The organism is Pseudomonas abietaniphila (assembly GCF_039697315.1).
GTDB classification, from domain to species: Bacteria; Pseudomonadota; Gammaproteobacteria; order Pseudomonadales; family Pseudomonadaceae; genus Aquipseudomonas; species Aquipseudomonas abietaniphila_B.
In genome coordinates this window covers 4,456,775-4,481,604 of the sequence record NZ_CP155619.1, presented here as the reverse complement: position 1 = coordinate 4,481,604, position 24,830 = coordinate 4,456,775, and the positions used below count along the sequence as shown (strand labels likewise).

Below are 24,830 nucleotides of genomic sequence, written 5' to 3'. Positions count from 1 at the left end.
ACGATTCGGCGTCTCAGGGCTCTAGGACAACGGGCAGGCCCTGAAACGACAAAATTCCCGACCCATTGGTCGGGAATGGAACGAACGGCACTCTACCGGAGGGCTCGATGCCGGTGAAGCAGGTTTTTAAGCCGTTTCGATCGTCGGGAAAGCCTTGACCAGATCGTCGAGCGCCTTGAGCTGGGTCAGGAACGGTTCCAGCTTGTTCAGGCGCAGCGCGCAAGGACCGTCGCATTTGGCGTTATCCGGATCCGGATGCGCCTCAAGGAACAGGCCCGCCAGGCCCTGGCTGATGCCGGCCTTGGCCAGGTCGGTTACCTGGGCACGACGACCGCCCGCAGAGTCGGAACGGCCGCCAGGCATCTGCAGCGCATGGGTCACGTCGAAGAACACCGGGTATTCGAACGCTTTCATGATGCCGAAACCGAGCATGTCCACCACGAGGTTGTTGTAGCCGAAGCTTGAACCACGTTCGCAGAGGATCAATTGGTCGTTACCGGCTTCTTCGCACTTGTTCAGGATGTGTTTCATTTCCTGGGGCGCGAGGAACTGGGCTTTCTTGATGTTGATCACGGCACCGGTTTTCGCCATCGCAACGACCAGATCGGTCTGACGTGACAGGAAAGCCGGCAGCTGGATGATGTCGCAGATTTCGGCAACGGCAGCAGCCTGATGCGGCTCGTGCACGTCAGTGATCACAGGCACGTTGAAGGTGCGCTTGATCTCTTCGAAGATGCGCATGCCCGCTTCCAGGCCCGGGCCGCGATAGGAGGTCACGGAAGAACGGTTGGCTTTGTCGAAGCTGGCCTTGAACACGTAAGGAATGCCGAGTTTCTCGGTCACCCGTACGTATTCTTCACAGACCTGCATGGCCATGTCCCGTGATTCCAGGACATTCATGCCACCGAACAAGACCATCGGCTTGTCGTTGGCAATGTCGATGGAACCGACGCGGATGATTTTCTGTGCCATGTAATGGGATTCCCTATCAGCTGTTCTTCTGGTGTTGGGCAAGCGCAGCCTTGACGAAGCCGCTGAACAGCGGGTGACCGTCGCGCGGCGTCGAGGTGAACTCAGGGTGGAACTGGCAGGCCACGAACCACGGATGGTCCTGGGACTCGACCACTTCGACCAGTGCGCCGTCACCGGAACGACCCGACACCTTCAGACCGGCTTCGATCAACTGCGGCAGCAGCTTGTTGTTCACTTCGTAACGATGACGGTGACGCTCGACGATCACATCGTTGGCGTAGCAGTCGTGCACCAGAGAACCCGGTTCCAGCTGGCACTCCTGAGCACCCAGACGCATGGTGCCGCCCAGATCGGACGTTTCGGTACGGGTTTCAACGGCGCCGGTCGCGTCTTCCCACTCGGTGATCAGACCGACCACAGGGTGCGGGCTGGTGCGGTCGAATTCGGTGGAGTTGGCGTCTTTCCAGCCCAGCACGTTACGTGCGAACTCGATGACAGCCACCTGCATGCCCAGGCAGATACCCAGGTAAGGCACCTTGTTTTCGCGGGCGAACTGGACGGCCGTGATCTTGCCTTCCACGCCACGCAGACCGAAGCCGCCAGGTACCAGAATCGCGTCCACGCCTTCCAGCAGGCCGGTGCCCTGATTCTCGATGTCTTCGGAGTCGATATAACGCAGGTTGACCTTGGTGCGGTTGGTGATGCCAGCGTGACTCATCGCTTCGATCAGCGACTTGTAGGCGTCCAGCAACTCCATGTATTTACCGACCATGGCGATGGTGACTTCATGCTCAGGGTTGAGCTTGGCGTCCACGACCTTGTCCCACTCGGACAGATCGGCGCCTGCGCATTGCAGACCGAAGCGCTCCACGACGAAATCATCCAGCCCCTGGGAGTGCAGGATGCCCGGGATCTTGTAGATGGTGTCTGCGTCTTCCAGCGCAATGACCGCGCGCTCTTCCACGTTGGTGAACTGAGCGATCTTGCGGCGCGACGATACGTCGATCGCGTGATCGGAACGGCAGATCAGCACGTCAGGCTGCAGGCCGATGGAGCGCAGTTCCTTGACCGAGTGCTGAGTCGGCTTGGTCTTGGTTTCACCGGCCGTTGCGATGTACGGCACCAGCGTGAGGTGCATCAGCATGGCGCGCTTGGCGCCCACTTCGAAACGCAGCTGGCGGATGGCTTCCAGGAACGGTTGCGACTCGATGTCACCCACCGTGCCGCCGATTTCCACCAGGGCAACGTCGGCATCGCCGGCACCCTTGATGATGCGACGCTTGATTTCGTCGGTGATGTGCGGAATCACCTGAATGGTGGCGCCCAGATAATCACCACGGCGCTCTTTGCGCAGGACGTGTTCGTACACACGTCCGGTGGTGAAGTTGTTGTTCTGGGTCATGGTGGTGCGAATGAAACGCTCGTAGTGACCCAGGTCCAGGTCGGTCTCGGCGCCGTCGTGCGTGACGAACACCTCACCGTGCTGGAACGGGCTCATGGTGCCGGGGTCGACGTTGATGTAGGGGTCCAGCTTGAGCATGGTGACCTTAAGTCCCCTCGCCTCCAGGATGGCCGCCAATGAAGCCGAGGCAATGCCTTTCCCCAATGAAGAAACAACACCGCCCGTGACGAAGATGTAGCGCGTCATGAAAAACCCTAGAAGTCTGCGTTAAAGCGGTCAGAGCCGCCGGGGAAAGCGAAGGAAGGCCGAAGCCCCCGATGACCTGCAAATCTCACGATGCAGTTCTGAAATTGCCGCGCTGAAAACGACTGGTCGAAATCGGACCTGTCCATTGCTCGCCACATTTTGAGAATCGCCCAGTAAAGACTGGCTGGTAATCGGCAACTTGCGTCGTTCCGAAAGGATCGACAGAAGCTGTATCAAGAAGGGAGCGTAGTCTACCGGAAACGGGCTCTCATCTCAAACTGTGGTCATTCGTCGGTGGTTGCCAATGCAATCGCCAGTCACCACGGGGGTCGGCCTCCAGTCCCGGCAGGTTGGCAACGGCCAGCAGCTGCTCGCCGCGGTACAACAGCGGCAATCGGCCGCGCAGAAAGACCGGAACGCCCTTTTCGTTGAGCAGCCGCTTGAGATCCCTTCGTCCCCGATCGGGCACATCGACGATTTCGCCGCCTTGCCGGTAGTGGACATGCAAGCCGCCCCGAGGGATTTCACCGAGAATTTCCAGCATGCCGTTCCCCGGCAGGTGCAAGGGCTGAGACGCCGTGGACCAATGCTGCGAACCTGCAACATCCTTGAGCCAAATGCCCGACAACCACCAGATGCGCCCTTCGGCGCGGTGCAACTGCCCATCCGCAAGCCGCCAGATCGGACGACCGTCCGGCCCGGCATCGCGCAACGAGTCCCAGCCGGCCCAGTGATCGCTGTCCGGCAAACGGGTCAGCGGCCCGAGCCAGTGACGTAGCGCATTGCGTTGCCGTGCGCCGGACAGTGTCTCCAGCGGCGCCAGCTCCAGTGAAGGCACATCCAGCCACGGCCACGGGCACGGTGTGTCTGCTTGCGCCAGGTCCTGCAACGCCAATTCATCCAGCAGTCCTTGGGCTTCCGCCAGATGCGCAGCACTGCGATTGATGCTTGCGATCGCCTGCGGCCAGCGTGCCGTCAGCATCGGCAGCACATCGTTGCGCAAGTAGTTGCGTGAAAACCGAGTGTCTTTGTTGCTGGGGTCTTCGATCCAACTCAGCCCTTGCTCCCTGGCATAGCCTTCAAGAAGCGCACGCGGCTCATCCAGCAGCGGCCGAAACAGATGGCCCCTGCCCAATACCCGTTGGGCAGGCATGGCGGCCAGTCCTTTGACGCCCGCGCCCCGCAGCAGTCGGAACATCAGGGTTTCGGCTTGATCATCACGGTGCTGTGCAGCCAGCAGCACCTCACCGGGGAGAAGCACCTCATCGAACGCGGCATAACGGGCGTCGCGCGCCGCCTGCTCAAGGCTTGCGCCCGGACGCACCTGAACCTCGATGACCTCAAACGGCACCCCCAGAATCTGACACATCTGGCGGCAATGCCCCGGCCACGACGCGGCAACGGGTTGCAAGCCGTGATGAACATGAATGGCGCTCAGAGGAGGAAGACGATGGTACCGGGCCAGGTCGGCCAGCAGGTGCAACAGAACGGTGGAATCGAGCCCACCCGAGAAGGCAATGCGCCAACCGGCTGCGTCACGCCAGGTGGAAAGGCGTGACAGCAGTCGTTTGGATAACTCTTTCCTGATGGTGTCCGGCCTGGTCATGCTGGTTTAACCCTGCGTTACGCTGGCCGGATCTCGATGCAGGCCTTGATGAGAGGCCCGCTTCGATTAAACGCCGTAGCTCATCAAGCGCTCGTAACGGCGAGCCAGCAGTTCGTCGTTGTTGAACTTCTTGAGCATCGCCAACTGGCTGCTCAATTCTGCGCGGATCGATGCGGCAGCGGCCGCTGGATCACGGTGTGCACCGCCCAGTGGCTCGCTTATCACTTTGTCGACAATGCCCAGACCCTTCAGACGATCGGCAGTGATGCCCATCGCGTCAGCAGCGTCCGGCGCCTTCTCGGCGGTCTTCCACAGAATCGATGCGCAGCCTTCCGGCGAGATCACCGCGTAGGTGGAGTATTGCAGCATGTTGAGCTGGTCGCAGACGCCGATGGCCAACGCACCGCCCGAACCGCCTTCACCAATCACGGTGGCAATGATTGGAGTCTTCAGACGTGCCATGACGCGCAGGTTCCAGGCGATCGCCTCGCTCTGGTTACGCTCTTCAGCGTCGATGCCCGGATAGGCGCCCGGCGTGTCGATGAACGTCAGGATCGGCATCTTGAAGCGCTCTGCCATTTCCATCAGACGGCACGCCTTGCGGTAGCCCTCAGGGCGCGGCATGCCGAAGTTGCGACGCACTTTTTCGCGCACTTCACGGCCTTTCTGATGACCAATCACCATGACCGGCTGATCTTCCAGGCGGGCGATACCGCCCACGATGGCCGCGTCGTCGGAGAAGTGACGATCACCATGTAGCTCGTCGAATTCGGTGAAGATGTGTTCGATGTAGTCCAGAGTGTACGGACGACGCGGATGACGCGCCATGCGCGCGATCTGCCAACTGGTCAGGTTGCCGAAAATGCTTTCGGTGAGCGTATTGCTCTTCTCTTGCAGTCGAGAGATCTCGTCGCCGATGTTCAGCGAGTTGTCATTGCCTACCAGACGCAGCTCTTCAATTTTGGCTTGCAGGTCAGCAATCGGCTGTTCGAAATCCAGAAAATTCGGGTTCATAGGCATCCGTCTTGGGTCGACGGCCAAGAGGCCGGCCGGTTGATCCGTAAGCGCCATACCATAAAGGATCTGGCGTCTTGCGGTCGAGATTAAAAAGGTCGAGCTTAAAAGTGTCGAGTTTAAAATTCGAGATCAGCTTTTAGCGATACTGCAGGAAGACGTTCTCTCGTCCGAACTGGTCACGCAACGCCTGAATCAGGCTGTCTGCGGGATCGATTCGCCACGCCTCGCCAAACTGCAGCAACGCTTTGGCTTCCTGCCCGGTGTAATCGAGCGTGATCGGGCACGCTCCCCGGTGCTTCCTGCACAGGTCACCCAGCCAGCGTAGACGATCGCCCTTGAGGGCCTCGCTATGCACGGTCAGGCGCAAACTTTCGGCAAGGCCCGTGCGCGCCTCTTCCAGACTCATGACCCGTTTGGCGCGCAAACGCAGGCCACCGGAGAAGTCGTCCGAACTGACCTCGCCTTCCACCACGACCATCGCGTCTGTCTGCAGCAGCGATTGAGCCGCCTGGAACGAATCGGCAAACAAAGAAGCCTCGATACGGCCGGAACGGTCGTCGAGGGTGATGAAACCCATCTTGTCGCCCTTTTTGTTCTTCATCACGCGCAGCGCGATGATCAGCCCGGCAACGGTCTGAGTGTCGCGGGCCGGCTTCAGGTCCACGATTCGCTGACGCGCGAACCGGCGGATCTCGCCTTCGTATTCATCAATCGGGTGGCCGGTCAGATACAGCCCCAGCGTTTCCTTCTCGCCACGAAGCCGCTCTTTGAGAGTGACCTCTTTGGCGTTGCGATGGTTCGCATAAACATCGGCGTCCGCTTCCACGAACAGCCCGCCAAACAAGTCGGCATGACCACTGTCATGGCTGCGCGCGGTCTGCTCGGCGGCCTGAATTGCGCCCTCCAGAGAGGCCAGCAACACGCCACGGTTACGGTCGATGTTGGCCTGATACTGTTTTGGCTCGTCGAAGAAAAACGGACCGAGACGGTCCAGCGCGCCACTGCGAATCAAACCGTCGAGGGTGCGCTTGTTGACCCGTTTGAGGTCGATGCGTGCGCAGAAGTCGAACAGGTCCTTGAACGGGCCGGCCTGGCGCGCCTCGGTGATTGCTTCCACCGGGCCTTCGCCGACGCCCTTGATCGCGCCCAATCCGTACACGATCCGACCTTCATCGTTCACCGTGAACTTGAACTCGGAGTTGTTCACGTCCGGCGCATCGAGGCGCAGCTTCATGGTCCGCACTTCTTCGATCAAGGTCACGACCTTGTCGGTGTTGTGCATGTCCGCCGAGAGCACCGCCGCCATGAACGGCGCCGGGTAGTGTTTCTTGAGCCAGGCCGTCTGGTACGAGACGAGTCCGTAGGCGGCGGAGTGGGATTTGTTGAAACCGTAACCAGCGAACTTTTCCACCAGGTCGAAGATGTTACCGGCCAGGTCAGGGTCGATATTGTTGGTCTTGCAACCTTCAATGAAACCGCCGCGCTGCTTGGCCATCTCCTCGGGCTTCTTTTTACCCATCGCACGACGCAGCATGTCAGCGCCGCCGAGGGTATAACCCGCCATCACCTGGGCAATCTGCATCACCTGTTCCTGATACAGGATGATGCCGTAGGTGGGCGCCAGTACAGGTTTGAGGCCTTCGTACTGATAGTCGACGTGCGGGTACGACAGCTCGGCGCGACCGTGTTTACGGTTGATGAAGTCGTCCACCATGCCCGATTGCAGCGGGCCCGGACGGAACAGCGCCACGAGTGCGATCAAGTCTTCCAGGCAGTCGGGCTTGAGCTTCTTGATCAGCTCTTTCATACCGCGCGATTCAAGCTGGAACACCGCTGTGGTTTCAGCTTTCTGCAGCAAGTCGTAAGTCGGGGCGTCATCCAGCGGAATGAACGCGATGTCCAGTGGCTCTTCGCCGACCTTGGCGCGGTCGCGGTTGATCGTCTTCATCGCCCAATCGATGATCGTCAGCGTACGCAGACCGAGGAAGTCGAACTTCACCAGACCGGCGGCCTCAACGTCGTCCTTGTCGAACTGCGTCACCAGACCGCCGCCTTCCTCGTCGCAGTAGATCGCGGCGAAGTCGGTCAGCTTGGTCGGCGCGATGACCACACCACCGGCGTGCTTGCCGACGTTACGCACAACACCTTCGAGCTTGCGGGCCATCTCCCAGATTTCCGCCCCTTCCTCATCGGTCTTGAGGAAGTCACGCAGGATCTCTTCCTGCTCGTAGGCTTTTTCCAGGGTCATGCCGACTTCGAAGGGAATCATCTTCGACAGACGATCCGCCAGGCCGTACGACTTGCCCTGCACCCGCGCCACGTCGCGCACCACGGCCTTTGCCGCCATGGAACCGAAGGTGATGATCTGGCTGACCGCGTTGCGGCCGTACTTCTCGGCCACATAGTCGATCACGCGGTCGCGACCGTCCATGCAAAAGTCGACGTCGAAGTCGGGCATCGACACCCGCTCCGGGTTCAGGAAACGTTCGAAGAGCAGGTCATATTGCAGCGGATCGAGGTCGGTGATCTTCTGCACGTAAGCCACGAGGGAACCGGCACCCGATCCACGTCCCGGCCCCACCGGTACGCCGTTGTTCTTGGCCCACTGGATGAAGTCCATGACGATCAGGAAGTAACCGGGGAAGCCCATCTGGATGATGATATCCAGCTCGAAATTCAGCCGATCGACATAGACCTGACGCTTCTCCTCGTAATTGGGCGTGGTCTCTTTCGGCCACAGCACCGCCAGGCGCTCTTCCAGGCCCTCGAAGGAGACCTTGCGGAAATATTCGTCGATGGTAAGCCCATCGGGAATCGGGAAGTTGGGCAGAAAGTGCGTACCCAGCTTGACTTCGATGTTGCAGCGTTTGGCGATTTCGACCGTGTTCGCCAGCGCATCCGGCAGGTCACTGAACAGCTCGGCCATCTCCTCGGCGCTTTTCAGGTACTGCTGATCGCTGTAGTTGTGCGAACGGCGGGGATCGTCCAGTGCGCGGCCTTCACCGATGCAGACGCGCGTTTCATGGGCCTCGAAGTCTTCCTGCTTGATGAAGCGCACATCGTTGGTCGCTACCAGCGGCGCGCCATGGCGCTCGGCCAGGGCGACGGCAGCGTGCAGGTGTTCTTCGTCATTGATGCGATGGGTGCGCTGGACTTCGACGTAAAAGCGGTCCGGAAACACCGACATCCACTCTTTGAGCAACGCGTCGGCTTCAGACGGGTTACCGCCGAGCAGCGCCATGCCGATCTCGCCTTCTTTGGCGGCGGACAGGGCAATCAGGCCCTCGCTGGCCTCGGCGACCCATTCGCGCTCGATAACTACCAGGCCGTTACGCTGCCCGTGCATGAAGCCGCGGGAAATCAATTCGGTGAGGTTCAGATAGCCTTTCGGGTTCATCACCAAAAGGCTCATTCGACTGAGCGGTGCATCGCGGTCGCGCCCCGCCAGCCAGATGTCGGCGCCGCAAATCGGCTTGATCCCGGCACCCATGGCGGCTTTATAGAACTTGACCAGCGAACACAGGTTGTTCTGGTCGGTCACCGCCACCGCCGGCATGTTCATGGCGGTGAGGGCTTTAACCAACGGCTTGACCCGGACCAGACCATCAACCAGAGAGTATTCGGTGTGCAGGCGTAGATGAACGAAAGAAGCCGGCATGGGTGATCCTATAGCGCACAGAAAACGAAGGCCGGATTGTACCGGCCTCTCATGAAAACATCAGCCCGCGATCAACTGAGTGGCAACGAGGTAAAACCGGTGGAAATCATCATTTCGCGCGCTTCGTAGGCCGCGCGCACCGGGGCGAAAGAACGCCGATGGATGGGCGTCGGGCCCAGTCTGGCCAGCGCTTCCAGGTGAACCGGCGTCGGATAACCCTTGTGACCCCCAATGCCGTAGCCCGGATAAACAAGCTCCATGGCCGCCATTTCCCGATCACGGCTGACTTTCGCCAGAATCGACGCGGCAGCGATGGCGGGCACCTGAGCGTCGCCCTGAATCACAGGCGCAGACGGCACCGACAACTGAGGGCAACGATTACCGTCGATCAGTGCCAGCTTCGGCGTGATGAGCAGCCCTTCAACGGCACGTTTCATGGCCAGCATGGTGGCGTGCAAGATGTTCAGCTCGTCGATTTCTTCGACTTCAGCCCGCGCAATGTGCCAGCACAGCGCTTTCTCGCAAATCTCATCGAACAGCTTTTCGCGCTTGGCTTCGGTGAGCTTTTTCGAATCGTTCAGCCCCAGAATGGGGCGATTGGGGTCCAGGATCACGGCGGCCGTCACGACGGCGCCGCACAGCGGGCCACGGCCCACTTCGTCGACACCGGCGACCAGATCCTCGACCAGATTGAAGTCCAGACCCATTTGCATTGATTGCACACTCATCGTGAAGGCGAAGCGCCAATCAGGCTCAACACCGCATCGGCAGCCTGATTGGACGCATCGCGACGCAAGGTTCGGTGAAGCGCATCGAAGCCAGCCGTCTGCTCCGCGCCGTTGTCGAGCAACGGCAGCAGGGTGTGCGCCAGGGCATCGGCGGTCGCCGCGTCCTGCAGAAGCTCAGGGACCAGCAAGCGCTGGGCCAACAGGTTCGGCAGCGACACGTATGGACTCTTCACCATCCGCTTGAGTATCCAGTAGGTCAGCGGCGCCAGACGATAGGCAACCACCATCGGTCGTTTGTACAGCAGCGCTTCCAGAGTGGCGGTACCCGACGCGATCAGGACCGCATCACACGCGGCCAGGGCGACGTGGGAGCGACCGTCCAGCAGGGTGAGCGGGAGATCACGACCTTGCAGCAGCACTTCGATCTGCGCACGACGTTGCGGGCTGGCACAGGGCAACACGAAACGGATGCCGGGACGCTGAGCCAGCAGACGCTCCGCCGTATCGAAGAACAGCGCGCCCAGACGGCCCACTTCTCCGCCACGGCTGCCGGGCATCAACGCAACGACAGGGCCATCACCCAGGCCCAACTCGGCGCGCGCCGCAGCGCGATCGGCCTCAAGGGGGATGGTGTCGGCCAACGGATGACCGACAAACCGCACGGGCACGCCTTTCTCTTCGTAAAAGCGCGCCTCGAACGGCAGAAGGGTCAGCATCAGATCGCAACCTTCGCGAATCTTCAGCACCCGCTTCTGACGCCACGCCCAGACGGACGGGCTCACGTAGTGAACGGTCTTGATCCCGGCCTGGCGCAGTTTAAGTTCGATATTGAGAGTGAAATCCGGCGCGTCGATGCCGATGAACACATCGGGTTTCTCGTCGATGAGGGTCTGGATCAACAGCTTGCGACGGGCCAGCAACTCTTTCAGCCGACCGAGCACTTCCACCAGCCCCATGACCGAGAGCCGTTCCATCGGGAAGTAAGAGCTCATGCCCTCCGCCTCCATGAGCGGACCACCCACGCCGATGAACTGAACGTCAGGATGACGGGCTTTGATGGCACGCATCAAACCGGAGCCCAGGATGTCGCCGGAGGCTTCTCCGGCGACCAGCGCTATACGCAGGGCACTCATGATTAACGGGTGATGCCGCGGGTCGATTTCTGGATCGAATCAAGAAACAGCGCGACTTCAGGGAACTGTGCAGCGGGCTCGGCCAGTTCGATGATCGCCTGCTCCACGGTCAGCCCCTGACGGTAGACCGTCTTGTAGGCGCGACGCAGCGCGTGGATCGCATCGTCCGAGAAGCCCCGACGGCGCATGCCCTCGAAGTTCATGCTGCGCGCCTCGGCCGGGTTACCGAATACCGTGACGAATGCCGGGACGTCCTTGCCGATGGCCGTTCCCATCCCGGAAAAGCTGTGGGCACCGATGTGGCAATACTGATGCACCAGGGTAAAACCGGACAGGATCGCCCAGTCATCCACATGCACGTGACCGGCCAACGCAGTGTTGTTGACGAGGATGCAGTGATTGCCAATGACGCTGTCGTGACCGATGTGGGCATAGGCCATGATCAGGTTGTGATCACCGATCGTGGTTTCCGCACGGTCCTGAATGGTGCCGCGATGGATCGTGACGCCTTCACGAATCACGTTGTGGTCACCAATGACCAGACGCGTCGCTTCACCTTTGTACTTGAGGTCCGGCGTGTCCTCACCCACCGATGAAAACTGGTAGATGTGGTTATGTTTGCCGATTTTGGTCGGGCCGCGCAGGATCACGTGCGGACCAATGACCGTACCCTCGCCGATTTCCACACCGGGCCCGACGATCGACCAAGGGCCGACCTCCACATTGTCAGCCAGAATGGCTGTCGGATCGATGATTGCGCGAGAGTCAATCAAACTCATAGTTTACGTTCCGCACAGATGATTTCTGCGGAGCAGACAGGCTTGCCGTCCACCGACGCCTGGCACTCGAACTTCCAGATCTGACGCTTGCAGCTGAGGAACTTCGCTTCAAGGATCAGTTGGTCGCCCGGTAACACCGGCTGGCGGAAACGCAGCTTGTCAGAGCCCACGAAGTAATACAGGGTGCCGTCGGCAGGCTTCACGTCAAGCATCTTGAAGCCCAGGATGCCAGCGGCTTGCGCCATGGCTTCAATGATCAGCACACCCGGCATGATTGGATGCTGGGGAAAGTGCCCGTTGAAAAAGGGCTCATTGATGCTGACATTCTTGTAGGCACGAATGCTCTTATTCTCAACATCCAGCTCCACGACACGGTCCACGAGCAGGAACGGGTAGCGGTGGGGCAGATATTCGCGAATTTCGTTGATGTCCATCATTTCGAGAGGAAGCCTGTAGTAAAGATTGGGAGTGCGCGACGAATGCGCAGCACTCCTCTAGCAAATCAAGGAGGCAGTTTATCGGCTTTGCACACTTGATAAGAAAAAGGTATCAGCCATCAGATGACGCTTTACCGCCTGAGGTCACTGCCTCGACAATCTTTTCCAGCTGTTGCAGCCGTCGCGCCATGTCGTCGAGCTGGCGAATACGTGCTGCACTCTTGCGCCATTCCGCGGCCGGCTGCATCGCCGTCCCCGAAGAATAAGAGCCAGGCTCGGTAATCGACCGGGTCACCATGGTCATCCCGGTAATGAAAACACCGTCGCAAATTTCAATGTGCCCCACCAGCCCCACGCCACCGGCCAGCATGCAATGCTTGCCAATCCTGGCGCTGCCCGAGATGCCGACACAGGCGGCCATCGCCGTGTGATCACCCACTTGTACGTTGTGTGCGATCTGAATCTGGTTATCCAGCTTCACGCCGTTCCCGATACGGGTATCGTCCATGGCGCCGCGATCAATGGCGGTGTTCACGCCGATCTCCACGTCGTCGCCGATGGTGACGCCACCGATCTGCGCGATTTTCTGCCACACGCCTTTCTCGTTGGCGAAGCCGAAGCCCTCGCCACCGAGCACGGCGCCGGACTGGATCACCACCCGCTGACCGATGCGTACATCGTGATAAAGCGTCACGCGGGGCGCCAGCCAGCCGCCCTCACCGATCGTGCTGCGCGCGCCAATGAAGCAATGAGCGCCGATGGTGACACCGGCAGCGATGCGCGCACCGCTTTCGATCACCGCGTAGGGACCCACGCTGGCGGCCGCATCGACGAATGCGTCTTCAGCCACCACTGCAGTCGGGTGAATACCGGCTGCCGCTTTCGGCTTGGGATCGAACAGGTGGGAAATGCGTGCATACGCCAGGTACGGATCGGCAATCAACAGCGCGTCGCCGGCGTAACCTTCGGCATCCGCCGGCTTGAGCAGCACGGCAGCAGCATGAGTGGTCGCGAGGAATTTGCGGTACTGCGGGTTGGCCAGAAAACTGACCTGACCGGGCCCTGCCTCCTGCAAGGTGGCAAGCCCGGTGATTTCTTTTTCCGCCGGGCCACGAAGCGTGGCACCGAGGAACTCGGCCAACTGGCCGAGCTGGATAGTCGCGGTCATGAAGTTACTTCAGCTGGTTCATGCGCTCGATGACCTGGCGAGTGACGTCATACTGTGGCTTGACGTCAATCACGGCACCGCGCTCGAACACCAGGTCGTAACCGCCTTTCTTGATCACTTCCTCCACCGCCGAATCCAGCTTTGGCTTCAGTTGCTTGAGCATTTCACGGTCGGCGACGGCTTTGGCTTCGTTCAGCTCTTTAGACTGGAACTGGAAGTCACGGGCTTTCTGTTTGAAGTCCAGTTCCAGCTTCTCGCGCTCGGGCTGAGCCATCTTGTCGCCACCGGCGACCAGACGATCCTGGATACCCTTGGCGCTGCTTTCCAGAGCCTTCAGCTTGGTCAGCTGAGGACCGAATTTCTTCTCGGCGTCGACGGCGTACTTCTTGGCCGCGTCCGATTCCAGCAGTGCCATCTGATAATTCAGGACAGCGATTTTCATGTCAGCAAATGCCGGGCCTGCGATCAGAACCGTTGCCAGCAATGCCAATTGGGTCAACTTACGCACAATGTAACTCCTGCAAATCCGTTGTCGTTATCAGTGATCAAACCCTTAGAAGGTCTGACCGAGAGAGAATTGGAACACCTGGGTTTCGGTATCGTTGTCCGGTTTCTTGACCGGCATCGCCAACGCGAAGCTCAACGGCCCCAACGCTGTAACCCATGTCACGCCTACACCGACCGAACTCGCAAGACCCGACAATTCTGGGCCATTGCACTGAATCTTCTCACCGCTAAGGGTGGTCTTCGCGTTGTCGCAATTGGTGTTGAACACGTTACCCACGTCCCAGAACAGCGACGTCCGCAACGAACGCTGATCCTTGATGAACGGCAACGGGAACAGAATCTCGGCACCACCGGTGATCAACACGTTACCACCGAACGGCAGCGGATCTTGATCCGGGTCGGCCAAGGTTCCCGGGCGGCCACCTGGATTGCCTTCACCACGGCTAGGCGTACTGCGGGGGCCCAAGGTGCTGTCCTTGAAACCACGCACCGAGTTGAAGCCACCGGCGTAGTAGTTTTCATAGAATGGCAGACCGGAGGTCGAGCCGTAACCGTCGCCGTAACCCAGCTCGGAGTGCAGACGCAGCGTGGTATTGGTGGTGATCGGGTGGAACAGCTGACCACGGTAGTCAAGTTTGTAGAACGACAGGTCACTGCCCGGAATCGTGGTTTCCAGTGTCAGGCTCTGCGAAGAACCGCGGGTTGGCAAGGTACCTTTGTTCAGGGTCGATTCAGACCAACCTACAGACGCCTTGAAGTTGGTGAAGCTGTCGCCTTCCTTGTCGATGAAGTCGAAGATTTCGTCAACGGTGTAAGTACCGGTGCTCAACGAGTCCCGCTGAACGGATAAACCGAAGTTCAGACGCGACGTCTCACTGATCGGGTAACCCATGTTGATACCGGCACCCAGGCTGTCCACCGAGTAGCTTGCCACGTCAACGTCGAGGTCGTCGTAGTTGGTCTTGCGGTAGAAGGCGCTGTAACCCAGGCTCACACCGTCCGGCGTGAAGTATGGATCGACGTAGCTGAAGTTGTAGCGGGTCTGGTATTCACTTTTGGTCAGGCCGATGCTGACCTTGTTACCCGTACCCAGGAAGTTGTTCTGGCTGATGGAACCACCCAGGATCAGACCGGCGCTCTGCGCAAAACCGACGCTGGCGGTGATCGAACCGGACGCCTGCTCTTCCACGGCGTAGTTCACGTCAACCTGGTCATCGGTGCCCGGCACCGCAGGGGTTTCAACGTTCACTTCCTTGAAGAAGCCCAGACGGTCAAGACGGGTCTTGGACTGGTCGATCAGGTAAGTCGACGCCCAACCGCCTTCCATCTGACGCATTTCACGACGCAGCACTTCGTCCGCCGTCTTGGTGTTGCCACGGAAGTTGATGCGGTTGACGTAAGCGCGTTTACCCGGATCGACGGCAAACAGGATGTCAACGGTGTGGTCTGCGTCGTTCGGGGTCGGTACGCCGTTGACGTTGGCGAAGGTGTAACCCTCGTTACCCAGACGACGGGTGATCAGTTCGGACGTGGTGGTCATGACCTTGCGCGAGAAGACCTGCCCAGGCTTGACCAGCAGCAACGACTTGACCTGATCTTCAGGCACCTTGAGGTCGCCGCTCAGCTTGACCGACTTGACGCTGTACTTTTCGCCTTCATGGATGTTGACGGTGATGTACACGCTCTTCTTGTCGGGCGTGATGGACACCTGAGTCGAGGCGATATCCATGTTGATATAGCCGCGGTCGAGGTAGTACGAACGCAGACGTTCCAGGTCGCCGGACAGTTTTTCCCGGGCGTACTTGTCGTCGTTCTTGAAGAAGGAAAGCCAGTTAGTGGTTTTCAACTCGAACAGGTCGGTCAGGTCTTCTTCTTTGAAGACCGAGTTGCCCACGACGTTGATGTGCTGGATCGCAGCGACCGCACCTTCGTTGATGTTGATTTTCAGGCCAACGCGGTTGCGCGGCTGAGGCACGACTTCGGTGGCAACTTCTGCTGAGTAGCGGCCTTGGGCCACGTACTGACGCTGCAGCTCGTTACGAACGCCTTCCAGCGTCGCACGCTGAAAGATCTCGCCTTCAGCCAGACCGGATTGTTTCAGGCCCTTCATGAGGTCTTCGGTCGTGATCGCCTTGTTGCCTTCGATCTCGATGCTCGCCACCGACGGGCGCTCGACCACCGTGATAACCAGAACGTTGCCCTCACGGCCCAACTGTATGTCCTGGAAGAATCCGGTTTTGAACAGCGCACGCGTTGCGTCGACAAGACGCGCGTCATCGGCCTGTTCACCCACATTCAACGGCAACGCACCAAAGACGCTGCCGGCGGAAACCCGCTGCAGGCCGTTGACACGGATATCGGAGATAGTGAAGGACTCGGCGTGAACTTCGGCGATCATCAGTACGGCAAGAACCGCAGTTAGCAGCAGACGTTTCATGAAGTCCTTTCTTATTCCAACTGGCAATAAACAAACTGCCGCAAAATGCGGCAGATTCACAATTCGGCGTAGCTTTTACAGTCGTCCCAGATCGTTGACCAGTGCGAGCAACATGACTCCAACCACCAGACTTATCCCGATCTGAACCCCCCAGCCCTGTACCTTTTCCGACAGTGGACGACCACGCGCCCACTCGATCAGATAAAACAGCAAGTGCCCCCCGTCCAACACTGGAATGGGCAGCAAATTGAGAACCCCCAGGCTTATGCTCAGATAAGCAAGGAAATTCAAGAAGTCACCTACACCTGACTGGGCCGAAGCGCCCGCCACTTTAGCAATGGTTATCGGTCCGCTCAAGTTTTTTACCGACAGCTCGCCGAACAACATTTTCTTCAGCGAATCGAGGGTCAGTACGCTCATGGTCCAGGTGCGTCTCGCGCCCTCTGCAACGGCGGCGAGCGGGCCGTAACTGACTTCGCGCAGCATTTCCGGTGGCCAGTCGACAGCTTTCACACCGGCGCCGAGGTAACCCGTCGCGGCCTTGCCTTCGCCATGAGTGACCAGGGTGACCGGCACGTCGATTTTTGCACCGTCGCGCTCGACGGTCAGAGAAATTCGGGTATCAGGACGGACACGAACCCAGTCCACAACCTGTTGCCATTCATTGAGCGGCTGCCCATCCAGAGCCAACAGGCGATCACCTGTTTTCAGGCCAGCGGCTTGAGCGGGCCCTTTGGGGTCGAGCTCAGCCAGCACTGGCGCCAGCGCCGGGCGCCAGGGGCGAATGCCCAACGAGCGAATCGGATCCGGCTCATCCGCACCTTTAAGCCAGTTGTCCAGGACCAGCGCGCGCGGCGTGTCGACGTCGGAGCCTTGCTCACGCACCTTCAGCGCAATGCTGCCGGTCTCACCCAGACGGCGTACCAACTGCAGGTTGACGGAGGACCACCCGGTGGTGGGTTCGCCATCTACGGAAACGATTTCCTGACCCGAGGCCAGACCCGCTTTCTCGGCGATACTGCCGGCTTCGACACCGCCGATGACCGGGCGCACCTGCTGGCTACCCAACATGGCGAGTACCCAGAAAAATACAATCGCCAGCAGAAAGTTTGCGACCGGCCCCGCGATGACAATGGCGATTCGCTGATAAACCGACTTGCGATTGAAGGATTGATCGACGAGCTCGGGTGGCACATCACCTTCGCGCTCATCGAGCATCTTCACGTAACCGCCCAGTGGTATGGCCGCTACGACATATTCGGTGCCCTTGCGGTCATGCCAGCGCAACAGCGGCATGCCAAACCCGACAGAGAAACGCAAAACCTTGACGCCACAACGCCGGGCCACCCAAAAGTGACCAAACTCGTGAAAGGTTACCAGCACACCCAAGGCGACCAGGGTACCGACAATCATGTATAGCGCGCTCATCGCTGTTCTCCGGGTACCGGCTCAGCACTGCGGACGCATCTGAAATGCATCGTTGCCCACAGCGCTGGACCTGTGCCTTCTGGCATTTGTCGTTTACCGCCCATGGCGGCTGAGCCATTGCTCAGCCAGCACACGAGCCTTGGCGTCGACTTCGAAAACCGTCTCAAGCTCGTTCACCGCAACGACAGGTTCAAGATTCAAGACCTCGTCGATCATACTCGCGATTTCCGGATAACGAATCCGCCGATCCAGAAACGCTGCAACAGCCACTTCGTTGGCGGCATTCAGGACCGCCGGGGCGCTGTTGCCGGTTTCCGCAGCTTGCCGTGCCAGACGCAAGCAAGGGAAGCGCAATTCGTCCGGCGCCTGAAAATCCAGGCGCGCAATACTGAACAGGTCCAGCGGCGCAACGCCTGAATCAATCCGCTCGGGCCAGGCCAGCGCATGGGCGATCGGGGTGCGCATATCCGGATTACCCAACTGGGCCAACACCGAACCGTCGACGTAGTCCACCATCGAATGGATGACACTCTGCGGATGGATGACCACCTCGATGCGCGCCGGAGCGGTATCGAACAGCCAGCAGGCTTCGATCAACTCGAGGCCTTTATTCATCATGCTCGCCGAGTCCACGGAGATTTTGCGCCCCATGGACCAGTTCGGGTGAGCACACGCCTGCTCGGGAGAGACGTGCTCGAGATCCGCCAGCGGAGTCTCACGGAACGGGCCGCCTGACGCCGTGAGCAGGATTCGCCGCACCCCGACTGCACCAAGGCCACTGGCGTAGTTGCCCGGCAAGCACTGAAAGATGGCGTTGTGTTCGCTGTCCAGCGGCAACAAAACCGTGCCGCTGCGGCGCACGGCCTGCATGAAGAGCGCGCCGGACATGACCAGCGCTTCCTTGTTGGCCAGCAGCACTTTCTTGCCCGCTTCGACGGCGGCCAGCGTCGGGCGCAGGCCCGCGGCACCGACAATCGCCGCCAGCACGGAATCGACCTGTGGATGGGCCGAGACTTCGCACAGACCGCCCTCCCCCACCAACACACGGGTATCGAGGCCGGCAGCGCGCAAGTCGTCCTGCAACTGACGCGCCGCCAATGCAGTCGGAACCACGGCGAATTGAGGCGTGTGGCGAACACACAACGCCAGCAGCTCGGCCAGACGCGTGAAACCGGTCAGAGCAAAGACCTGATAGCGCGACGGATGACGAGCAATGACGTCCAGCGTGCTGAGGCCTACCGAACCGGTAGCGCCCAGCACGGTAATCTGTTGAGGGCCGCTCACATCACGCCCCAATCTTTGGCTGCCCACAGCAGCAGCGCGAACACCGGAATGGCAGCCGTCAGGCTGTCAATGCGATCGAGCACACCGCCATGGCCCGGCAACAGGTTGCTGCTGTCCTTGACCCCGGATTTACGCTTGAACATGCTCTCGGTCAGGTCGCCGACCACGGAAATGAGCACCACGATCGCCGCGCAGACCAGCGCAAACAGAATGCCGGAAAGCGACCAGCCGCGGGAGACGCCCACGACAGCGGTGATGACCAGGCAGGCCGCAAGACCGCCATACAGCCCTTCCCAGCTTTTTCCAGGACTCACCTTCGGCGCCAGCTTGCGTTTGCCGAATGCCTTGCCGGAGAAATAGGCACCGATGTCGGCTCCCCATACCAGCACCATGACCGCCAGGATCAACCAGTTGCCCATGGGTTCCTGCTTGATCAGCATCAGCCCTTGCCACGCCGGCAGCAGAATCAGTAGCCCGATGACCAGCTTGCAGATCACGCTGGACCAGTGGTCACTGGATTCAGGATACGTGAGCACCAACCAGGTCGCCGCCAGCCACCAGATCAGCGCAGCCACCAGAATCCAGGGCGCCAGACCCGGGAGCAGGTAAAGCAGAAACAGCAGGACCGCCACGACGGTCGCGTAAAGCACACGAATCGACTGGGTTTCGAACCCCGCCAGTCGCGCCCATTCCCAGGCACCGAGCGCAACCACTGCACCGATGAACAGCGCAAAGCTGCCGCCCTCGAGCAGAAAGAAGCCGCACAGGGCGAGTGGCGCAAGGATCAGCGCTGTAATGATTCGTTGTTTGAGCATTAAGCACGGGCTCCAGCTTCTACCTGCTCGCTGGTTTTCCCGAAGCGGCGTTGGCGCGAAGCGAAATCGGCCAGCGCATGGCGCATGGCATCGTGTTTGAAGTCCGGCCAGAACAGGTCGGAGAAATACAGCTCGGCATACGCCAGCTGCCACAGCAGGAAATTGCTGATGCGGTGCTCGCCACCCGTGCGGATGCACAGGTCGGGCAAAGGCAGATCACCCGTCGCAAGGCAGGTCTGCAGCAGTTCCGGCGTGATGTCTTCCGGACGCAGGTGTCCGGCCTGAACCTCACGCGCAAGACGCTGCGCTGCCTGAGCGATATCCCACTGACCGCCGTAATTGGCGGCGATCTGCAGGACAAAGCGGCTGTTGCCCGCGGTACTGGCCTCGGCCTCGCGGATGGCCGCCTGCAGCTCGGGATGGAACCGCGAACGGTCTCCGATGATGCGCAGGCTGATGCCGTTCTCGTTCAGCCGCTTGGTCTCGCGACGCAAGGCTGTAAAGAACAGCTCCATCAATGCCCCAACCTCTTCGGCCGGGCGCTGCCAGTTTTCGCTGGAGAACGCGAACAACGTCAGCACCTCGACTTTCGCCTCGGCACACACCTCGATCACCGCCCGGACAGCATCCACACCAGCCTTGTGACCCGCCACACCTGGCAACAGACGCTTTTTAGCCCAGCGGTTGTTCCCATCCATGATGATCGCGACATGACGCGGTACCGATGACGGCACAGCCAGCTTCGTCTTTTCCATGAAAGCTTCCTGACCCCTTATACGGCCATCAGGTCCTTTTCTTTTTCTTCCGTGGCCTTGGTGATCTGGGCCTCGAAATCTTTGATCAGCTTGTCGATTTCAGCAGTACCACGACGTTCTTCGTCTTCGCTGATTTCTTTGTCCTTGACCAGCTTTTTCAGATCGCCCAACGCATCGCGACGAATATTTCGCACCGCAACACGCGCATCTTCAGCCGCACTGCGCGCCTGCTTGGTGAACCCCTTGCGGGTTTCTTCCGTCAGGGCCGGCATCGAGATCAACAGCATCTCGCCAAGGTTGGTGGGGTTGAGGTTCAAACCGGCGCTCTGAATCGCCTTGTCCACCGCCGACAGCATATTGCGCTCAAACGCGACAACCTGAAGGGTCCGGGAGTCTTTTACCGTTACGTTGGCAACACCGCTCAACGGAGTATCGGCGCCGTAGTAAGGCACCATGACGCTGCCCAGGATGCTGGGGTGTGCCTTGCCGGTACGAATCTGACCAAATGCATGGTGCAGGGATTCGATGGATTTCTGCATGCGCTCTTGAGCGTCTTTTTTGATGTCGTTGATCATTGTTCGCCTTCCTCGATCAAGGTTCCTTCCGCCCCGCCATGCACGATATTCAGCAGTGCGCCGGGCTTGTTCATATTAAAGACACGCAGCGGCATCTTGTGGTCACGGCACAGGCAGATGGCCGTCAGATCCATAACGCCCAGCTTGCGATCCAGCACTTCATCGTAAGTCAGATGATCGAACTTCTCGGCATGCGGGTCTTTGAATGGATCGGCAGTGTACACACCATCGACCTTGGTTGCCTTCAACACGACGTCGGCGTCGATTTCGATGGCACGCAAACAGGCGGCCGAATCCGTGGTGAAGAACGGATTGCCGGTCCCCGCCGCGAAAATCACGACTTCTTTTGCGTTCAGGTGACGCATGGCTTTGCGGCGATCGTAGTGATCGGTCACGCCCACCATGGAAATGGCCGACATCACAATGGCGGAGATATTGGCACGCTCAAGGGCGTCACGCATGGCCAACGCGTTCATCACAGTGGCCAGCATACCCATGTGGTCGCCTGTCACCCGATCCATGCCGGCCGCACTCAAGGCTGCACCGCGGAAGAGGTTGCCACCGCCGATGACCAGACCGACCTGGACACCGATCCCAACCAGTTGACCCACTTCAAGCGCCATGCGATCCAGCACTTTAGGGTCGATACCGAACTCTTCGGACCCCATCAGGGCCTCGCCGCTAAGCTTGAGTAGAATGCGTTTATAGCGAGCTTGATAACCACTGCCCTGCTGAGCCATTGCGAATCTCTCCTGCGGCGTTTAAAAAAAATCTTCAGAGCTGCGGGCTGTTTCAGCCTGCGGCTTGCGAGCCTGCTAACTCTAGGCTACTGCGTCAGGGATGTGCAGCCTCGTAAGCCACTCTCCCCGAAAAAACAAATTCCCCCGCCGCTTTGACAAAGAGGCTGCGCGCGTGAGCGGGCAGCCTCTTTGGGGCGACAGTGGTAAAACCGTCTTATTGCTTGCTGGCGGCTACTTGAGCAGCGACTTCTTCAGCGAAGTTGTCGACTGGCTTCTCGATGCCTTCGCCCACTTTGAAGTAGGTGAACGAAACGATTTCAGCACCGGCTTTCTTGGCCAGCTCACCGACCTTGATTTCCGGGTTCTTGACGAACGCTTGCTCGACCAGGCTGGCTTCAGCCAGGAACTTGGAGATACGGCCGGCAACCATCTTCTCGGCGATATCGGCAGGCTTGCCTTTCAGCTTGTCTTCGTTCAGCTGCAGGAAGACATTCTTCTCGCGCTCGATCGCTTCAGCCGAAACGTCGGTCGGCAGCAGGAACTCAGGGTTGCTGGCAGCCACGTGCATGGCGATGTCTTTGGCCAGTTCAGCGTCACCGCCTTTCAGGGCCACAACCACACCAATCTTGTTGCCGTGCAGGTACGAACCCAGTACGTCGCCTTCAACACGCGCCAGACGACGGATGTTGACGTTTTCGCCGACTTTGGCAACCAGAGCGGTACGCTCGGTTTCCTGAGCTTCGATCAGTTGCTCAACGGTGACGTCCTGCTGGTCGAACGCTTTTTCGACGCTCGAAGCCACGAAGTTCTTGAAGTCGTCCTGCAGAGCCAGGAAGTCGGTCTGCGAGTTGACTTCGATCAGGACAGCACGCTTGCCGTTGTCCTTGATTGCGATGGCGCCTTCAGCAGCGATGTTGCCTGCCTTTTTAGCGGCCTTGATTGCGCCGGAAGCACGCATATCGTCGATGGCTTTTTCGATGTCGCCGCCGGCCTTGGTCAAGGCCTTTTTGCAGTCCATCATGCCTTCGCCAGTACGCTCGCGCAGTTCTTTAACCAACGCTGCAGTAATCTCTGCCATTTCAAAATCCTCTTGGATAGGTCTTCAACCATTCCACCCGCCGGGCGGGCGTTCAAATTCTTGAAAATCCATGGTGACAGCTGCGCATGACAATAAGATCGATGGCAACGCCAGATGGTTTTCGAGGTGGCAAAAAGGGGGCAGAGCCCCCTTTTCGCGTACTGAGTAAACGCTAGGCGTTTGCTACTCAGCCTTCAACAGTTGCCGCTGGAGCTTCTTCAACGTAAACGTCGGTGCCGCCAGCAACGTTGTTGCGACCACGGATAACAGCGTCAGCCATCGAACCCATGTACAGCTGGATGGCGCGAATGGCGTCATCGTTACCTGGGATGATGTAGTCAACGCCTTCCGGGCTGCTGTTGGTATCGACTACGCCGATAACCGGGATACCCAGTTTGTTGGCTTCGGTGATCGCGATGCGCTCGTGATCAACGTCGATGACGAACAGTGCGTCTGGCAGACCGCCCATGTCCTTGATACCACCCAGGCTACGATCCAGCTTTTCCAGATCGCGAGTGCGCATCAGCGCCTCTTTCTTGGTCAGCTTGGCGAACGTACCGTCTTCGGCCTGAACTTCAAGCTCACGCAGACGCTTGATGGAAGCACGGATGGTTTTGAAGTTGGTCAGCATGCCGCCCAACCAGCGGTGATCGACGTACGGCGAACCGCAACGTGCTGCTTCTTCAGCAACGATCTTGCCAGCGGAACGCTTGGTGCCGACGAACAGAATCTTGTTTTTGCCCTGAGCCAGGCGCTCAACGAAAGTCAGTGCTTCGTTGAACATAGGCAGGGTTTTTTCAAGGTTGATGATGTGAATCTTGTTACGCGCGCCGAAAATGTACTTACCCATTTTCGGATTCCAGTAACGGGTTTGGTGACCGAAGTGCACACCGGCCTTCAGCATATCGCGCATGTTGACTTGGGACATGATAGTTCCTTGATAAGTCGGGTTAGGCCTCCACGTATCCCAATGACCAACCAACGGCTTGAGCCGAGGGCACCCAGGTCATCGTGTCGACACGTGTGTGGGTTTGGGCTTTCGGGCTTACCCCGTAAAGCGGCGCATTTTATATCACAAAAGCTCTGATAACGGAACCCGAATTAAGATCCTGTTTTCCGGGGCTTTTTATCTGCACCGCGCCAACTGGCGATGAGTCCGCCAGCCGCTATATGAGGAAGCGATGATAACCCGCCCGGCGGCGGTCTGGTAGAATCCCGTTTTTCCGTGTTTAGCTGCGGCCCTGCCGCGCCGAGAGAGCCTTGTATGTCCGTTACCCTCAAAACCCCTGAAGACATCGAAAAGATGCGAATCGCCGGTCGTCTGGCCGCAGACGTCCTGGAAATGATCGGGGCGTACGTCAAGCCTGGCGTTACCACCGACGAACTGGACCGCATCTGCCATGACTATATCGTCAACGAGCAGAAGGCCATTCCGGCTCCGCTGAACTACAAGGGTTTCCCGAAATCCATCTGCACCTCGATCAACCATGTGGTCTGCCACGGTATCCCTAACGAGAAGCCGCTGAAGGAAGGCGACGTGCTGAACATCGACGTGACCGTCATCAAGGACGGCTACCACGGCGACACCAGCAAGATGTTCCATGTCGGCAAAGTGCCCGAGTGGGCAGAACGCCTGTCGAAGATCACCCAGGAGTGCCTGTATAAAGGCATTGAAATCGTCAAGCCGGGTGCGCACCTGGGCGATATTGGTGAAGTCATCCAGAAGCACGCCGAGAAAAACGGCTTCTCCGTGGTGCGCGAGTACTGCGGCCATGGCATCGGCAAGGTGTTCCACGAGGAGCCGCAGGTCCTGCATTACGGCAAGGCGGGCACTGGCATGGAGCTCAAGGAAGGCATGACGTTCACCATCGAGCCGATGATCAACCAGGGCAAGGCCGACACGCGCCTGCTCGGCGATGGCTGGACAGCCATCACCAAGGATCGCAAGCTGTCGGCGCAGTGGGAACACACCATTCTGGTCACCGCCACCGGCTATGAAATCTTCACCCTGCGCAGCGACGACACCATTCCACGCACTTCGGCGTGATCACCACGTGCTACTTAC

The 24,830-nt window shown here is 59.2% G+C and carries 21 protein-coding genes; 1 reads left to right on the top strand and 20 read right to left on the bottom strand.

The window, feature by feature from the left end:
- Positions 1 to 126: 126 nt before the first annotated feature.
- From kdsA to rpsB, 20 genes are all read right to left on the bottom strand, one after another.
- Positions 127 to 972, bottom strand: coding sequence for a 3-deoxy-8-phosphooctulonate synthase (gene kdsA / locus ABDX87_RS19755; RefSeq protein WP_346829392.1), 846 nt, complete (start codon positions 970 to 972; stop codon positions 127 to 129).
- A gap of 16 nt (positions 973 to 988) precedes the next feature.
- Complete coding sequence (locus ABDX87_RS19750) at positions 989 to 2,620, bottom strand: CTP synthase (protein ID WP_346829391.1); 1,632 nt, start codon at positions 2,618 to 2,620, stop codon at positions 989 to 991.
- Between the two features lie 268 nt (positions 2,621 to 2,888).
- Positions 2,889 to 4,226 carry a tRNA lysidine(34) synthetase TilS gene (tilS, locus tag ABDX87_RS19745; RefSeq protein ID WP_346829390.1) on the bottom strand — a complete coding sequence of 446 codons (1,338 nt, stop codon included), beginning with the start codon at positions 4,224 to 4,226 and terminating at the stop codon, positions 2,889 to 2,891.
- Between the two features lie 66 nt (positions 4,227 to 4,292).
- Positions 4,293 to 5,240: an acetyl-CoA carboxylase carboxyltransferase subunit alpha gene (locus ABDX87_RS19740; RefSeq protein WP_346829389.1), complete on the bottom strand. Its 948-nt coding sequence runs from the start codon at positions 5,238 to 5,240 to the stop codon at positions 4,293 to 4,295.
- 139 nt (positions 5,241 to 5,379) lie between these two features.
- Positions 5,380 to 8,901 (bottom strand): DNA polymerase III subunit alpha, encoded by a 3,522-nt coding sequence (gene dnaE, locus ABDX87_RS19735; RefSeq protein ID WP_346829388.1) that lies wholly within the window; start codon positions 8,899 to 8,901, stop codon positions 5,380 to 5,382.
- Between the two features lie 71 nt (positions 8,902 to 8,972).
- Complete coding sequence (gene rnhB, locus ABDX87_RS19730) at positions 8,973 to 9,614, bottom strand: ribonuclease HII (RefSeq protein WP_346829387.1); 642 nt, start codon at positions 9,612 to 9,614, stop codon at positions 8,973 to 8,975.
- A gap of 11 nt (positions 9,615 to 9,625) precedes the next feature.
- On the bottom strand, positions 9,626 to 10,762 hold the full coding sequence (gene lpxB / locus ABDX87_RS19725) for a lipid-A-disaccharide synthase (RefSeq protein WP_431061165.1): 1,137 nt from the start codon (positions 10,760 to 10,762) through the stop codon (positions 9,626 to 9,628).
- 2 nt (positions 10,763 to 10,764) lie between these two features.
- Complete coding sequence (lpxA, locus tag ABDX87_RS19720; protein WP_346829386.1) at positions 10,765 to 11,541, bottom strand: acyl-ACP--UDP-N-acetylglucosamine O-acyltransferase; 777 nt, start codon at positions 11,539 to 11,541, stop codon at positions 10,765 to 10,767.
- The gene (fabZ, locus tag ABDX87_RS19715) at positions 11,538 to 11,978 is read right to left on the bottom strand and encodes a 3-hydroxyacyl-ACP dehydratase FabZ (RefSeq protein ID WP_074752726.1); all 441 of its coding nucleotides are present in this window, start codon (positions 11,976 to 11,978) and stop codon (positions 11,538 to 11,540) included. Before fabZ ends, lpxA begins: the two co-directional genes overlap by 4 nt.
- A gap of 112 nt (positions 11,979 to 12,090) precedes the next feature.
- On the bottom strand, positions 12,091 to 13,146 hold the full coding sequence (lpxD, locus tag ABDX87_RS19710) for a UDP-3-O-(3-hydroxymyristoyl)glucosamine N-acyltransferase (protein WP_346829385.1): 1,056 nt from the start codon (positions 13,144 to 13,146) through the stop codon (positions 12,091 to 12,093).
- 4 nt (positions 13,147 to 13,150) lie between these two features.
- Positions 13,151 to 13,654, bottom strand: coding sequence for an OmpH family outer membrane protein (locus ABDX87_RS19705; RefSeq protein ID WP_062383122.1), 504 nt, complete (start codon positions 13,652 to 13,654; stop codon positions 13,151 to 13,153).
- A gap of 45 nt (positions 13,655 to 13,699) precedes the next feature.
- On the bottom strand, positions 13,700 to 16,090 hold the full coding sequence (bamA, locus tag ABDX87_RS19700) for an outer membrane protein assembly factor BamA (RefSeq protein ID WP_346829384.1): 2,391 nt from the start codon (positions 16,088 to 16,090) through the stop codon (positions 13,700 to 13,702).
- Positions 16,091 to 16,165: 75 nt separating this feature from the next.
- Positions 16,166 to 17,518: a sigma E protease regulator RseP gene (rseP, locus tag ABDX87_RS19695; protein WP_346829383.1), complete on the bottom strand. Its 1,353-nt coding sequence runs from the start codon at positions 17,516 to 17,518 to the stop codon at positions 16,166 to 16,168.
- A 93-nt stretch (positions 17,519 to 17,611) separates the two neighbouring features.
- Positions 17,612 to 18,802, bottom strand: coding sequence for a 1-deoxy-D-xylulose-5-phosphate reductoisomerase (gene ispC / locus ABDX87_RS19690; RefSeq protein WP_346829382.1), 1,191 nt, complete (start codon positions 18,800 to 18,802; stop codon positions 17,612 to 17,614).
- On the bottom strand, positions 18,799 to 19,617 hold the full coding sequence (locus ABDX87_RS19685; protein WP_346829381.1) for a phosphatidate cytidylyltransferase: 819 nt from the start codon (positions 19,615 to 19,617) through the stop codon (positions 18,799 to 18,801). Before ABDX87_RS19685 ends, ispC begins: the two co-directional genes overlap by 4 nt.
- Positions 19,617 to 20,372 carry a polyprenyl diphosphate synthase gene (gene uppS, locus ABDX87_RS19680; RefSeq protein ID WP_074752732.1) on the bottom strand — a complete coding sequence of 252 codons (756 nt, stop codon included), beginning with the start codon at positions 20,370 to 20,372 and terminating at the stop codon, positions 19,617 to 19,619. Before uppS ends, ABDX87_RS19685 begins: the two co-directional genes overlap by 1 nt.
- 17 nt (positions 20,373 to 20,389) lie before the next feature.
- Positions 20,390 to 20,947: a ribosome recycling factor gene (frr, locus tag ABDX87_RS19675; RefSeq protein WP_074752733.1), complete on the bottom strand. Its 558-nt coding sequence runs from the start codon at positions 20,945 to 20,947 to the stop codon at positions 20,390 to 20,392.
- Positions 20,944 to 21,687, bottom strand: a complete 744-nt coding sequence (gene pyrH / locus ABDX87_RS19670; RefSeq protein WP_019692086.1) for a UMP kinase — start codon at positions 21,685 to 21,687, stop codon at positions 20,944 to 20,946. Before pyrH ends, frr begins: the two co-directional genes overlap by 4 nt.
- A gap of 214 nt (positions 21,688 to 21,901) precedes the next feature.
- Complete coding sequence (tsf, locus tag ABDX87_RS19665) at positions 21,902 to 22,765, bottom strand: translation elongation factor Ts (RefSeq protein ID WP_074752734.1); 864 nt, start codon at positions 22,763 to 22,765, stop codon at positions 21,902 to 21,904.
- A gap of 187 nt (positions 22,766 to 22,952) precedes the next feature.
- Positions 22,953 to 23,693: a 30S ribosomal protein S2 gene (gene rpsB, locus ABDX87_RS19660; RefSeq protein ID WP_074752735.1), complete on the bottom strand. Its 741-nt coding sequence runs from the start codon at positions 23,691 to 23,693 to the stop codon at positions 22,953 to 22,955.
- Between the two features lie 336 nt (positions 23,694 to 24,029).
- Here rpsB and map point away from each other — a divergent pair, with 336 nt between their 5' ends.
- Complete coding sequence (gene map, locus ABDX87_RS19655) at positions 24,030 to 24,812, top strand: type I methionyl aminopeptidase (protein WP_346829380.1); 783 nt, start codon at positions 24,030 to 24,032, stop codon at positions 24,810 to 24,812.
- The last annotated feature ends 18 nt before the right edge of the window (positions 24,813 to 24,830 follow it).